Annotated in this window: 9 protein-coding genes; 3 read left to right on the forward strand and 6 right to left on the reverse strand. The window is 69.8% G+C overall.

Annotated elements, in window-relative coordinates; translation table 11 throughout:
- Nucleotides 1–108 precede the first annotated feature (108 nt).
- The 6 genes from ACFV2J_RS41725 to ACFV2J_RS41750 form a co-directional block, all read right to left on the reverse strand.
- Nucleotides 109–1236 carry a sugar ABC transporter substrate-binding protein gene (locus ACFV2J_RS41725; protein ID WP_385096761.1) on the reverse strand — a complete coding sequence of 376 codons (1128 nt, stop codon included), beginning with the start codon at nt 1234–1236 and terminating at the stop codon, nt 109–111.
- A gap of 808 nt (nt 1237–2044) precedes the next feature.
- The gene (locus ACFV2J_RS41730) at nt 2045–2491 is read right to left on the reverse strand and encodes a heat shock protein transcriptional repressor HspR (RefSeq protein ID WP_385096764.1); all 447 of its coding nucleotides are present in this window, start codon (nt 2489–2491) and stop codon (nt 2045–2047) included.
- 4 nt (nt 2492–2495) lie between these two features.
- Nucleotides 2496–3683: a molecular chaperone DnaJ gene (gene dnaJ / locus ACFV2J_RS41735; protein WP_385096767.1), complete on the reverse strand. Its 1188-nt coding sequence runs from the start codon at nt 3681–3683 to the stop codon at nt 2496–2498.
- 33 nt (nt 3684–3716) lie between these two features.
- Nucleotides 3717–4379: a nucleotide exchange factor GrpE gene (gene grpE / locus ACFV2J_RS41740; protein ID WP_385443701.1), complete on the reverse strand. Its 663-nt coding sequence runs from the start codon at nt 4377–4379 to the stop codon at nt 3717–3719.
- Nucleotides 4376–6226 (reverse strand): molecular chaperone DnaK, encoded by a 1851-nt coding sequence (gene dnaK, locus ACFV2J_RS41745; protein ID WP_385092532.1) that lies wholly within the window; start codon nt 6224–6226, stop codon nt 4376–4378. The genes grpE and dnaK overlap by 4 nt, the downstream gene beginning before the upstream one ends.
- 95 nt (nt 6227–6321) lie before the next feature.
- Complete coding sequence (locus ACFV2J_RS41750) at nt 6322–7341, reverse strand: MraY family glycosyltransferase (protein WP_385092529.1); 1020 nt, start codon at nt 7339–7341, stop codon at nt 6322–6324.
- A 233-nt stretch (nt 7342–7574) separates the two neighbouring features.
- Between ACFV2J_RS41750 and ACFV2J_RS41755 the strand changes: the two genes are divergently transcribed.
- The 3 genes from ACFV2J_RS41755 (at nt 7575) to ACFV2J_RS41765 (ending at nt 13073) form a co-directional block, all read left to right on the forward strand.
- Entirely contained in the window at nt 7575–9857 is a 2283-nt protein-coding gene (locus tag ACFV2J_RS41755; protein WP_385092526.1) for a (Fe-S)-binding protein, read from the forward strand.
- A gap of 293 nt (nt 9858–10150) precedes the next feature.
- Entirely contained in the window at nt 10151–11656 is a 1506-nt protein-coding gene (locus tag ACFV2J_RS41760; protein WP_385092523.1) for an FG-GAP and VCBS repeat-containing protein, read from the forward strand.
- 382 nt (nt 11657–12038) lie between these two features.
- Entirely contained in the window at nt 12039–13073 is a 1035-nt protein-coding gene (locus ACFV2J_RS41765; RefSeq protein ID WP_385092521.1) for a Yip1 family protein, read from the forward strand.
- The last annotated feature ends 311 nt before the right edge of the window (nt 13074–13384 follow it).

A 13384-nucleotide genomic window follows, 5' to 3' on the forward strand; every position in this document is an offset into this window, starting at 1 on the left:
CGCCCGCCCCCCCCGCCCCCGCCTCCCACCCACCCGCCCCCCCCCCCCCGCGGCCGGCGCCGCCGGCGGGCCGGCCCCCCCCCCCCCCCCGGGACAGGAAGGGAACGGCTACTTGATGTGGGCCGCCGCACAGGCCGACTTGTACTTGACCGTGCAGATGTCCCCGACGGTGTAGATCTGGTCCTGGAGCACCGTCTCCTTGACGTTGGCCTTGGTGAGCGCGACCACGGGGACGAGCTGGGCCGGGACCTTCTTGGTCGTGGGGCTGTCGACCTTGTCGCGGGTCAGCGCGTCGAACTCGATCCCGCGGCCCTGGACCTTGGCCACGGCCATCTCGGCGGCGGCGGTGGCCTCCTGCGGGTACGACTTGTAGACGCTCATGTACTGGTCGCCCGAGATGATCCGCTGCACCGCGTCGAGCTCGGCGTCCTGGCCGGTGACCGGCGGCACGTTGCTGACACCCATGGTCTTCATCGCGTCGATGACCGCACCCGCGATGCCGTCGTTGGCGGAGTAGACACCGGCGATGTGGCTGACGCCGATGGCCGAGATGGCCTCCTCCATGTTGGCCTTGGCCTTGACCGGATCCCAGTCCGTGGTGTCGTACTTCCGGGCGATCTCGACCTTGCCGTCGAGCACGGACATGGCGCCCGCCTTGAACTGCGCCGCGTTCGGGTCGGTGGGCGCGCCGTTCATCATCACGATCTGCTTCGTGGCGGCGTCGGGGCCCAGCGCCTTCAGCAGCTCCTTGCCCTGCACCTCTCCGACGAGCTCGTTGTCGAAGGAGATGTACGCGTCGATCGGTCCCTCGGCCAGGCGGTCGTAGGCGATGACGGGGATGCCCGCGTCCTTGGCCTTGCGCACACCGCTCGCGATGGCCTTGGAGTCGACCGCGTCCACGAGGAGGACGTCGACCTTGTCGTCCACCATCTGCTGGAGCTGCGCGTTCTGCTTGCTCGCGCTCTGCTCGGCGTTGCGGTAGACGACCTGGCCCTTGCCGTTGGTGAGCTTCTTGACCTGCTCCTCGATGATCGGGTGATCGAACTTCTCGTAACGCGTGTTCCCCTTCTCCGGGAGAAGGAGACCCACCTTGATGTCGTCGCCCTTGGTCGGGCTCGCCTTGGAGTCGCTGCCGCCGATCCCGTCCACGACCCCGCAGCCGGCGAGTGAGACGGCCATCGCGGACGAGGCCAGGGCTATGGCCGTACGACGAAGCCGGGTGTTACGAGTGTTCACATCAGGTGCCTTCCGGGCGAGGTAGCTGCATTGCGACCCAGGTGGCTGAAAGCCAACGCGGCGATCACCTCAGCGTCAAGGAGTAACCACTTAACGAGATGGCAACAGCGTTCTGTGTTCCTCAAGTGAACACGATGGGAAGAGCGTGTACCTCCACTTCCACGCAACACCTGCGGGGTTCCTCGTTCCCACACACCTCGCCGGGGCCCGGCAAACCCCGCCCCCGACCTGGAGACTTGAAGATGGCCGAGTATCACCGCAGCTCCGGACGGCCGAGGACGAGCCCGCCGCGACGCGGAGGGGCGACCCTCGTGCGGCCTTCAGTGATCTGCGTCACCTCTCGGCCCGCCTGTCGGGCGCATCGCACAACTCCGGCCGCAATGACCGTTTATGTCGCACCCGCCTGCAAACGGCGGTTCGCGTGAACGTCACTTAGCGGGGCACACCGAAGAAAACGGACCGCCGTGCCCACGGCGCGGAGTTGGCCGAATCGGCACCCTCGTCGACCACGGCCGTGGGAAAGGCACCTGGCAGAACGTCACCACCGCTCGCCGGGAGTCCGCCGGCCTCACCGTTTCCGCGGGCAAACACCTGTGCGTCCGGGGCCTGTTGCGAAACCCCGGCCCGCCCCGCGACGCCCGGTACGCACCCCCGCCGCACCGGCCGGCTCCGCCGGCGTCGGGTCCGGCCGCGCCCCTCGGACAACTCACCCGCTCGGCGGGCCTCTTCCCGCGACGCGTGCCCCCGCCGCGGGCACGCGATGGGGCCGGGAGGTGGATCACCTCCCGGCCCCTTCGACGATCGGGAACTACTCCGGCGACCGCTTCGGCCGCCACACCACCAGCGCGCTCGTCTGCTGGACCTCCTGGTACGGGACGAGGTCCCGCCGGTAGGAGGCGTGCACGGCCGCCTCGCGCTGCCGCATGGCCGCCGCGGCGCCGTCCAGGGCCGACTCCATCTCCACGACACGGGCCTGGAGCGCGGCGACCTGGTTCTCCAGCTCGATGATGCGTTTGATGCCGGCCAGGTTGATGCCCTCGTCCTGCGACAACTGCTGGACGGTGCGCAGCAGTTCGATGTCACGGGCGGAGTAGCGTCGGCCGCGCCCGGGCGTGCGGTCCGGGGAGACCAGTCCGAGGCGGTCGTACTGGCGCAGGGTCTGCGGGTGCAGGCCGGAGAGCTGGGCCGCCACCGAGATGACGTAGACCGGGGTCTCCTCGGTCAGTTCATAGGGGTTCCGACGACGGCCGTCCATCTGCTCAAGCTCCCTTCGCGGCCTGGAACAGCTCCGCCCGCGGGTCCTCGTCCGCGGTTGCCTCGCGATACGCCTCCAGGGCGTCACGCGCCTTGCCCGACACGTCCGTGGGGACCGCGACCTCGACGGTGACGAGGAGGTCGCCGCGGGTGCCGTCCTTGCGGACCGCGCCCTTGCCGCGGGCCCGCATCGTACGGCCGTTGGGCGTGCCCGGGGGCAGTTTCAGGGTGACCGGGGGACCGCCCAGGGTCGGTACCCGCACCTCGCCGCCGAGTGCCGCCTCCGCGAAGGTGACGGGCACGGTGACGGTGAGGTTGTCGCCCTTGCGGCCGAAGACCGGGTGCGCGTCCACATGGACCGTGACGTACAGGTCGCCGGCCGGGCCGCCCCGTTCGCCTGGCGCGCCCTTGCCGCGCAGGCGGATGCGCTGGCTGTCCGAGACCCCGGCGGGGATACGGACCTGCATCGTGCGCGAGGACTTGGCGCGGCCGCTGCCCTTGCAGATCTCGCAGGGGTGCTCCGCGATGAGGCCGCGGCCCTTGCAGTCGGGGCACGGGTCGGTGAGCGAGAAGCCGCCGCCCGAACCCCGCGCCACCTGGCCGGTGCCGACGCACGTCGGGCACACCCGGGGTGTGCCGTTCGCGTCGCCGGTGCCGGAGCAGGCCTTGCAGGGTGACTGGGACGTCATCCGCAGCGGGACCGTCGCGCCGTCCACCGCCTCGGTGAAGCTCAGCGTCACCTCGGTGTCGATGTCCTGGCCGCGCCGGGGCTGGGTCCGGGTACCGGTGCCCGCGCCGCCGCGGTTGAACAGGCCTCCGAAGACGTCGCCTATGCCGCCGCCGAAGCCGCCGGCCCCGCCTCCCGCTCCGCCCTGGGCACCGCCTCCGAAGAGGTCTCCCAGGTCGAAGTTGAAGTTGCCGCCGCCTGCCCCGGGCCCGGGACGGAAACCGCCGTTGCCGAAGAGGGCGCGTGCCTCGTCGTACTCCTTGCGCTTCTTGGCGTCCCCGAGGATGTCGTTCGCCTCGGAGATCTCCTTGAAGCGCTCCTCGGCCTTGGCGTTGCCCTTGTTGGCGTCCGGGTGGAACTCGCGGGCGAGCTTCCGGTACGCCTTCTTGATCTCGGCCTCGGTGGCGTCCTTGGGGACGCCGAGGACCTTGTAGTAGTCCTTCTCGATGAAGTCCTTGGTGCTCATCCCCGACGTCCCTCCTTCCTCATCGTGTCAACGTCAGCCCTCGTCCGGGCCACCGCTCTCCTTGTCCTCGGCCGCCTCAGCCGTCGCGTCGTCGGACTTGGCGGACTGCGCGCCCGGCTGGGGCTCGGCGACCGCCACCCGCGCGGGGCGGATGGTGCGCTCGCCGAAGCGATACCCGGGCTGCAGAATCGCCACGCACGTCGTCTCCGTGACGTCCGGCGCGTACGAGTGCATCAGGGCCTCGTGGATCATCGGGTCGAAGGGCTCGCCCTCCTTGCCGAACTGCTGAAGCCCCATCTTCGCCGCGACGGTCTCCAGCGACTCGGCCACCGACTTGAAACCGCCGACCAGTTCACCGTGTTCCCGCGCGCGGCCGATGTCGTCGAGGACGGGCAGGAGCTCGGTCAGGAGGTTCGCGATGGCGATCTCCTTGACCGCGATCCGGTCGCGCTCGACCCGGCGGCGGTAGTTCTGGTACTCGGCCTGGAGCCGCTGGAGGTCCGCGGTGCGCTCACCGAGCGCCGTACGTACCTGGTCCTGCTGCGCCGTCCGCCCGGCGGTGTGTGCTGGGGCGGCGGCGCCCCCGGCCGGGGACGCCCCCTCCGCGGAGGGGGCGTCCTTCGGCTCGGCGTCGTCAGGGGTGGCGCCGGAGGGGACGTCAGGCTTCTCGTCGAAACCCGGGGTCTCCTCCGTCACGCGGCACCGTCCTTGCGGTCCTCGTCGACGATCTCGGCGTCCACGACGTCGTCCTCGGCCCTGGCCTGGTCGGCACCGGCGGCACCCTCGGCGCCACCGCCCGCCTGCGCGGCCTGGGCGTCGGCGTACATGGCCTGGCCCAGCTTCTGCGAGACGGCGGCGACCTTCTCGGTGGCCGTACGGATCTCGGCGGTGTCCTCGCCCTTGAGCGCGGCCTTCAGCTCCTCGACGGACGCCTCGACCTCGGTCTTGACGTCACCGGGGACCTTGTCCTCGTTGTCCTTGAGGAACTTCTCCGTCTGGTAGACGAGCTGCTCGCCCTGGTTGCGGGTCTCGGCGGCCTCGCGGCGGGCGTGGTCCTCCTCCGCGTACTTCTCGGCCTCTTCGCGCATCCGGTTGACCTCGTCCTTCGGCAGCGAGGAGCCGCCGGTGACGGTCATCTTCTGCTCCTTGCCCGTGCCCAGGTCCTTCGCGGTCACGTGCATGATGCCGTTGGCGTCGATGTCGAAGGCGACCTCGATCTGCGGGACGCCGCGGGGCGCCGGCGGCAGACCGGTCAGCTCGAACATCCCGAGCTTCTTGTTGTACGCCGCGATCTCGCGCTCGCCCTGGTAGACCTGGATCTGCACGGACGGCTGGTTGTCCTCGGCCGTCGTGAAGATCTCGGACCGCTTGGTCGGGATCGTGGTGTTGCGCTCGATGAGCTTCGTCATGATCCCTCCCTTGGTCTCGATACCGAGGGACAGCGGGGTCACGTCGAGGAGCAGGACGTCCTTGACCTCGCCCTTGAGGACACCGGCCTGCAGGGCGGCGCCGATGGCGACGACCTCGTCCGGGTTGACACCCTTGTTGGCCTCGTTGCCGCCGGTCAGCTCCTTGACGAGCTCGGCGACGGCCGGCATACGGGTGGAGCCACCGACGAGAACGACGTGGTCGATCTCGGACAGGTTGATGCCCGCGTCCTTGATGACGTTGTGGAACGGCGTCTTGCAGCGCTCCAGAAGGTCGGCGGTGAGCTGCTGGAACTGGGCGCGCGTGAGCTTCTCGTCCAGGTGCAGCGGGCCCTCGGCGGAGGCCGTGATGTAGGGCAGGTTGATCGAGGTCTCGGTGGACGAGGACAGCTCGATCTTGGCCTTCTCCGCCGCCTCACGGAGGCGCTGGAGGGCCATCTTGTCCTTGGCGAGGTCCACGCCGTGACCGGACTTGAACTGCTGCACCAGGTAGTCGACGACCCGCTGGTCCCAGTCGTCACCACCGAGGTGGTTGTCGCCGTTCGTGGCCTTCACCTCGACGACGCCGTCGCCGATCTCCAGGAGGGACACGTCGAAGGTGCCGCCACCGAGGTCGAAGACGAGGATCGTCTGGTCGTCCTTGTCCAGGCCGTACGCGAGCGCGGCGGCCGTGGGCTCGTTGACGATACGCAGGACGTTCAGGCCCGCGATCTCGCCGGCCTCCTTCGTCGCCTGACGCTCGGAGTCGTTGAAGTACGCCGGAACGGTGATGACCGCGTCCGTGACCTTCTCACCCAGGTAGGCCTCGGCGTCGCGCTTCAGCTTCTGCAGGATGAACGCGCTCATCTGCTGCGGGTTGAAGTGCTTCCCGTCGAGCTCGATCTTCCAGTCCGTACCCATGTGACGCTTCACCGAGCGGATGGTCCGGTCCACGTTCGTGACCGCCTGGCGCTTGGCGACCTCGCCGACGAGCACCTCACCGTTCTTGGCGAAGGCGACGACGGACGGCGTGGTCCTGGCACCCTCGGCGTTGGTGATGACGGTGGGCTCGCCGCCCTCCAGAACGCTGACGACGGAGTTAGTCGTGCCCAGGTCGATGCCGACCGCACGTGCCATTTCAATTCCTCCAGCAATGACTTGAGTGGAACGGACTCAAGTGTGCACGACACCCGGCTCGCGGTCAACAGAGCTGAGTCGAGGGGGCTCAAGTCTTATCTGTTCCTTACACGCAGGTGTGCCCCGACCTGCGGTTTTCCCGGAAGGCTCGCCCCGTGGACGGGCACACGAAGGAGTCCCAGGACCACCACGACGGCCCCACCGGCCACCCACAGGGCCGCCGTCGCCGCCACCCACCCCATGTCGATCAGCATGCCGACGAGTGCACCCGCGAAGCCGGTGACCCCGACGAGGACCGCGGCACCCCTCGGTGTGACACCGAGGTGCCGCAGGCGGTGGACGAGATGGTCGGGGGCGTCGCGCAGCAGCGGACGTCCGGCCAGCCGCCGCGACACCAGCACCAGCGCCGCGTCCGCGGTCGCCACCACCGTCAGCGCGAACACGGCCCCCGCGCTCGACCCGGCCTCCCGGCCCGTGTGCACCAGCACCGCCGCCGAGGCCAGCACGAACCCGGCGAACAGGCCGCCACAGCGCCCCGGCGCGATCCGGGCGGGCGGCCAGCCGTGCATCAGGAACCCGGTCAGCGCGGCGGCCAGCACGCTCAGCAGGGTCGCGAGCCCGTCCATGACCTCGGCGGCCGCGCACCCGCTCAGCGCGAAGGCGGTGACCACGGCGACCGTCCCCATCACTCCATCGGCGTGATCGAGGCAGGTGAATGCGTGCGCGACCAGGACGATCCACCCGACGGCCACGACCCCCACCGTCAGTCCGAGTTCGTCGAACGGCACCGTCAGCGCGGCGGCGGTGGTCACGACGGCCACCCGCACCGGAAGCGGTACGGGCCGCAGGTCGGCGACGAGCCCGAGGACACCGACCCCCACCGCGGCGACCAGCAGCCGCCCCGCCGCGGGACCCAGCGGGGCGACGCCCGTCCAGTCACCGGCGCCGGCGACGAGCGCCGCCGCGACGATCACCGCCGGCCCGCCGAGCAGCGCCACCACGCGCCCCTGCCGCCGCTCGACCGCGCCCAGGCGCAGGGCGAGCGGCCGCAGCAGCGCGGCGAGCAGGGCGGCGAGGAACAGGGCGGCGATGGCGGCGGCGATTCCGTACAACACAGCGCCAATTTAGGGTTGAATGTCTGAAATGCGCCGCAGATCACACGATCAGGTTTACGTGTCGACCCCGCGGCTCCGGGAAGGGACACCCCCGTCAGGCAACCCTCAGCGACGCAGATCACCGCACCGCTGGCTACAGTGCGGCGCAAGAAGTGGGTAGTCTCAGACGGACTGCATAAGTTACCGCTTAGTAATCACATAAAGCCCCACCTCGCAGGCCCGAGGAGCCCCCAATGCAACTCGCCGCGATCATTGTGTCGCTGACCCTGACCGTGGTCGGCGTTGCGCTCATCGCCCGAGCCGTCGCGCAGATCTACCGGTTCATCAAGCTCGGCCAGCCGCTCCCGGCCGGCTCCCGGACCGACGCCTGGAAGGCCCGCAGCATCACGCTGGCCAAGGAGTTCGTCGGTCACACCCGGATGAACCGGTGGGGGATCGTCGGCGTCGCGCACTGGTTCGTCGCCGTCGGGTTCCTGACCCTCGGCCTGACGATCGTCACCGCCTACGGCCAGCTGTTCAAGGCCGACTGGACGCTGCCCGTCCTCGGCGACTGGCTGCCGTACGAGCTGTACACCGAGTTCATCGCGCTGTTCACGACGCTCGGCATCCTCGTGCTGATCGCGATCCGACAGCTGAACCGGCCGTCGAAGCCGGGCCGCAAGTCGCGCTTCGCGGGCTCCAAGACCGGCCAGGCCTACTTCGTCGAGGCCGTCATCCTCGTCATCGGCCTCGCCATCATGACCCTGCGCGGCCTGGAAGGCGCCATCCACGGCGTCCACCACTACGAGGCCGCGTACTGGGCGTCGTACCCCCTGGTCGCCGCCTTCAAGGGCCTGAGCCTCGGCACCCTGCAGAACCTGGTCTACCTGACCGCCATGATCAAGCTCGGCGTCACCATGGGCTGGGCGATCACGGTCGGCCTCAACACCAACATGGGTGTCGCCTGGCACCGCTTCCTCGCCTTCCCGAACATCTGGTTCAAGCGGAACGCGGACGGCGCCACCGCGCTCGGCGGCCTGCTCCCGATGACCTCCGGCGGCAAGGACATCGACTTCACCGACCCCGGCGAGGACGACGTCTTCGGCGTCTCCCAGGTCGAGCAGTTCTCCTGGAAGGGCCTGCTGGACTTCTCCACCTGCACCGAGTGCGGTCGCTGCCAGTCGCAGTGCCCCGCCTGGAACACGGGCAAGCCGCTCTCCCCCAAGCTGCTGATCATGTCGCTGCGGGATCACGCGCACGCCAAGGCCCCCTACCTGCTCGCGGGCGGCGGCAAGGACATGGAGGGCAACGAGAAGGCCTCGGCCGAGGCCCTCGCGGACGTGCCCGCCGCGGCGCTGGCGGAGGCCGAACGGCCCCTCGTCGGCACCGTCGAGGAGAACGGCGTCATCGACCCCGACGTCCTGTGGTCCTGCACCACCTGCGGCGCCTGCGTCGAACAGTGCCCCGTCGACATCGAGCACGTCGACCACATCGTCGACATGCGCCGCTACCAGGTGATGATCGAGAGCGCGTTCCCGTCCGAGGCGGGCACGATGCTCAAGAACCTGGAGAAGAAGGGCAACCCCTGGGGCCTGGCCAAGAAGCAGCGGCTGGAGTGGACCAAGGAGGTCGACTTCGAGATCCCCGTCGTCGGCCGCGACATCGAGGACCTCACCGAGGTCGAGTACCTGTACTGGGTCGGCTGCGCCGGCGCGCTGGAGGACCGCGCCAAGAAGACCACGAAGGCCTTCGCGGAACTGCTCCACATGGCGGGCGTCAAGTTCGCGATCATGGGCGGCGACGAGAAGTGCACCGGTGACTCCGCCCGCCGCCTCGGCAACGAACCCCTCTTCCAGGAACTCGGCATGGAGAACGTCGCCGCGCTGAACATGGCGTTCGGCGAGGAGACGGACGACGAGGGCAACACCACCCCCGAGTCGAGGAAGCCGCAGTCGGCGAAGAAGATCGTCGCCACCTGCCCGCACTGCCTCAACACCATCGGCAACGAGTACCCGCAACTCGGCGGCGACTACGAGGTCATCCACCACACCCAGCTGCTCCAGCACCTCATCGACGAGGGCAAGCTGCTCCCGGTGACCCCGGTCGAGGGTCTGATCACCTACCACGACCCCTGCTACCTGGGCCGCCACAACAAGATCTACACGCCGCCGCGCGAGATCATGTCCGCCGTCCCGGGCCTGCGCCAGCAGGAGATGCACCGCCACAAGGAGCGCGGCTTCTGCTGCGGCGCCGGTGGCGCGCGCATGTGGATGGAGGAGCGGATCGGCAAGCGCATCAACAACGAGCGCGTCGACGAGGCCCTGTCGCTGAACCCCGACATCGTCTCCACCGCCTGCCCGTTCTGCCTCGTCATGCTGACCGACTCGGTCAACGGCAAGAAGAACGACGGCAAGGCCAAGGAGTCCGTCCAGGTCGTCGACGTCGCGCAGCTGCTGCTCGACTCCGTCAGGACGCCGGTCGATCCGGCGGGGGCCGCGGAGGCCGAGAGCGAGCCGGAGCCCGAGCCGGTGAAGTAGCCCGGGAGCGACCCAGGAACGCCGGAGGAGCTGATGACAGCGCCTCCGGCGTTCCGCGTTCTCCCCCCCGCTCCCCCACGTCCGGGTTCCCGCGGACGGACTCCCGGCCCGGGGGCCACACCCCTCCCGCAAGAAATCCGAACTCACGTACAACCCTCCTGCCTGCCTGTGGGTCTCCTGTTCGCCGACCGGATCATGAACGTCAGGGCAACTCCCGGCGAACGTGGACCGTCCGCACCCCATTGACTGGGAGTGCCCGCCAGGCATTCCCGCATGCCGCAGGAGAATCCCGCATGCACAAGCAGCACCTGCACCACCGTCCCCGTGCCCTGCAGCTCGCCCTCGCGACGGCCACCGCGGCCGCCCTGACCGGCGGTCTGCTCACGTTCTCGGCCGCGACGGCCACGGCCGCCGACTCCACGACCGTCCCGGCGGCCGACTTCAACGGCGACGGCATCGGCGACGTCGCCTTCTCCGCCCAGGGCGCCTACGTCAGCGGCCACAAGGCCGCGGGCCAGCTCGTCGCCCTCTACGGCACCGCCACCGGTGTGTCGGCCGCCAAGCGCTCCACGCTCAGCCAGAACACCGCCGGGGTTCCCGGCACCGCCGAGGCCGGGGACGGCTTCGGCGCGGAGACCGCGTACGCGGACTTCAACGGCGACGGATACGACGACCTCGCCGTGTCCTCTCCGCACGAGAAGTTCGGCAACGACACCGACGCCGGCGGCCTCTCCGTCCTCTGGGGCTCCCCGAGCGGCCTCACCGGCAAGGGCGTGGCCATCGCCGACCCGGCCTCCTCCTCGCACGACCTGTGGGGCAAGAACCTGGCCGCCGGTGACTTCGACGGCGACGGCAAGGCCGACCTCGCCGTCGGCAACACGTCGAGCACGATCTACGTCTACAAGGGCGGCATCACCGCCGGCGGCGCGGCCGGCCTCGCCCGGACCACGATCAAGCCCCCGATCCAGTCCGGCGGCGGCGCCCTCGGTCCGCTGAACCTCACCGCCGGTGACATCAACGGCGACGGCCGCACCGACCTGGTGGTGGACGGCTTCGAGACCAAGACCGACTACGGCTGGAACACGAACTACTACGTGCCCGGCACGGCGAACGGTCTGAGCGTCTCCGCAGCGAAGCCCCTGAAGACCGGCATCATCACGGCCGTCGGCGACATCAACGGCGACGGCTTCGGCGACATCGTCAGCGGCGCGCCCTGGGACAACACCAAGCTCAGTGACGGCACGACCCCTCCGGACTCCGCGTACGGCGGCAAGGTGAACATCACCTACGGCTCCGCCTCGGGCCCCGCCTCGACCGCCGGCATCAGCCAGAGCACCGGCAGCGTGCCCGGCACCGCGGAGAAGAACGACAGCTTCGGCTACGAGCTCGACCTCGGCGACATCAACCACGACGGTTACCAGGACCTCGTCGTCAGCACCGCCTACGAGGACCTCGACGGCCACGCGGACGCCGGCATGGTGACCGTCCTGTACGGCTCCGCGCACGGCGTCAACACCTCCTCCGGCGCGCAGGCCTTCGCCCAGAGCACGCCGGGCGTCCCGGGCAACGACGAGAAGGGCGACCTCTTCGGCCTGGACGTGAAGCTCGACGACGTGACCGGCGACGGCAGGGCCGACCTCCTGGTGGGCTCGTACGAGAACGCCGGCGACGGCACGATCACCTACCTGCCCTCCAACGGCACCAAGATCACCACGACCGGCTCGCGCTCCGTCTGGCCGGCCGACGCGGGCGTCTCGACCACGGGTGCCCCGGCCTTCGGCGCCAATTTCGCGGACTGAGTCCGCTTTCGCCGAAGGGCGCATTCCCCCCGGAGCGCGCGTGGACCGTTCGTACGGCCCGCCCGACGCGACTCGTGCTCGTGCCCGTGCCCGTACAGCTTGCGTGGCGTGATCCGTGCGGATCCGGCCTTCGTGGCATGACGTGCCCGTAGGACCTCGCACCGCACGGACTCGTACGGCTCGCGTAACTCGTACGGCCCCCGCGGACGGCACCACGCGCGGGGTTCCCGTCGCACGCGTATTCGCACGGCTCAGGCCGGGCCCGCACCCGCGGACCCGGCCTGAGCGCCGCCGCCTCCGTCCCCGCCGGGACATCCCTCACATGACCCCGGCGCGACCCCCGGAAAACCCCCCATTCGGCCCTTGTGCGGCCCCTTAAGGGATGTCACAGCTCGGACCCAAACCCCGCTCCACGGGCCCCGGCCCGACACGTCACTGTGCGAGACCAGGTACGTTCGATTACGTGGCTGGATTCAGGATCGGGCGCGGCCGGGACAACCGGGCCCCGCAAGCGCGACCGCAACAACACCAACCGTCGTACGGGCAGCAGGCCCCGCAGGGAGGCCGGGAGCCGTACGGCTACCCGCCCGCGCCCTCGCGGCAGCAGCAGCAGCCCTACGGTGGGCAGCCCTACGGCGGTGGGCAGCAGCCCTACGGCCGTGGACAGCAGGGCGGCGGACACCAGGGCGGCTGGCCCCAGGCCGGCGGCCCCGGCGGCGGTGAACCGGAGTACTTCGGCGACGGGCACCCGCAGCAGGGCCCTGACCCGTACGCGGCGAACAGCCCCGGCCACACCCAGGCCTTCTCTGTCGGCGAGGACCCGTACACCCAGGGCGAGACCTACCGCGCGGGCCAGGCCGCGGCCCCGCCCGTAGGCCCCCGCCTGCACTGGAAGGACCTGCTGAAGGGCATCGTCACCAGCCCCAGACAGACCTTCCTGCAGATGCGCGACTACACGATGTGGGCCCCGGCCCTGATCGTGACGTTCCTCTACGGCCTGCTGGCGGTCTTCGGCTTCGACGGCGCCCGCGAGGACGCCATCACCGCCACGCTCTCCAACGCCGTCCCGATCGTCCTGACCACGGCCGTGGCGATCGTCATCAGCACGTTCATCCTGGGCGTGGTCACCCATACCCTGGCCCGCCAGCTCGGTGGCGACGGCGCCTGGCAGCCGACCGTCGGCCTCTCCATGCTGATCATGTCCATCACGGACGCCCCGCGCCTGGTCGTCGCCATGTTCTTCGGCGGCGACGCGTCGTTCGTCCAGCTCCTCGGCTGGGTGACATGGGTGGCGGCGGGCGCTCTGCTCACCCTCATGGTCAGCAGGTCCCACGACCTCCCCTGGCCGAAGGCCCTGGCCGCGTCGGCGATCCAGCTGATCGCGATCCTGTCGATCATCAAGCTGGGCACGTTCTGACGGATGGATCACGGCGGGCGCGCCGCCGCACCACGCACGAGAAAGGGGCTTCTCCCAGGCCGCCGGACGGCACGGGAGGGGCCCCTTTTCTCGCTCTCCGGAAGAGGCGTACCACGGCCTGATTGCCGGCATGCGGCGTGTCGGAGACACGCTCCCACAGCGACCTCGTCCCCCACACAAAGCGGGGCGCGCACGTGGAAGTCCGGCGGTCGGGTGACTTCGCTCCACCCCCGCCGTTGTTGTTGTTATTGTTGTTGTTGTTCCCACCTCCGCCGTTGTTGTTGTTATTGTTGTTGTTGTTCGCTCCGCGG

This window comes from Streptomyces sp. NPDC059668, assembly GCF_042734135.1.
GTDB lineage: Bacteria > Actinomycetota > Actinomycetes > Streptomycetales > Streptomycetaceae > Streptomyces.

Coding starts and splice junctions, on each gene's coding strand:
- ACFV2J_RS41730 (WP_385096764.1), bottom strand. CDS start 2,491: ATGGACGGCCGTCGTCGGAACCCCTATGAACTGACCGAGGAGACCCCG.
- dnaJ (WP_385096767.1), bottom strand. CDS start 3,683: ATGAGCACCAAGGACTTCATCGAGAAGGACTACTACAAGGTCCTCGGC.
- dnaK (WP_385092532.1), bottom strand. CDS start 6,226: ATGGCACGTGCGGTCGGCATCGACCTGGGCACGACTAACTCCGTCGTC.
- ACFV2J_RS41755 (WP_385092526.1), top strand. CDS start 7,575: ATGCAACTCGCCGCGATCATTGTGTCGCTGACCCTGACCGTGGTCGGC.
- ACFV2J_RS41760 (WP_385092523.1), top strand. CDS start 10,151: ATGCACAAGCAGCACCTGCACCACCGTCCCCGTGCCCTGCAGCTCGCC.
- ACFV2J_RS41765 (WP_385092521.1), top strand. CDS start 12,039: ATGTCACAGCTCGGACCCAAACCCCGCTCCACGGGCCCCGGCCCGACA.